Origin of the sequence: Pseudomonas sp. SWRI77 (assembly GCF_014269105.1) — a bacterium.
Lineage (GTDB): Bacteria > Pseudomonadota > Gammaproteobacteria > Pseudomonadales > Pseudomonadaceae > Aquipseudomonas > Aquipseudomonas capeferrum.
On sequence record NZ_JABWRV010000080.1, the window covers coordinates 1 to 340 of the forward strand.

Here is a 340-nt window from a genome sequence, read left to right on the forward strand (position 1 = left end):
CTTCGTCACCGTTACTGCGCCTGACAACGTCTACACCGGTACCAACGACCCAGTGATCAAGTCGATCGCTTCGGTTGATGGCGCTGATGTCGGTCAGTTCGAGAACTTGGTCCTGGACAAGACCCCGGTCAGCACCGCTGTTACCGACGAGCCAGGTACTCCGGGCAACGAAGGTGATCTGGTCAAGGTCACTATCACCGCTGACCAAGTCTCGGTTGCCGAGAACGTCAAGCCGACCTTCACCGTTCACATCAACACCGCGCTGGCGCACGACCTGGTCGTGACCCTGAGCAACAATGCCACGGTTACCATCAAGGCCGGTGAAACCAGCGCGCCGTAC

The 340-nt window shown here is 58.8% G+C and carries 1 protein-coding gene; it reads left to right on the forward strand.

All coding sequences use genetic code 11. The features are described from left to right. Positions 1-340, forward strand: a 340-nt coding sequence (locus HU766_RS26610; RefSeq protein WP_186661876.1) for an immunoglobulin-like domain-containing protein, incomplete at both ends; no start/stop codon positions are given.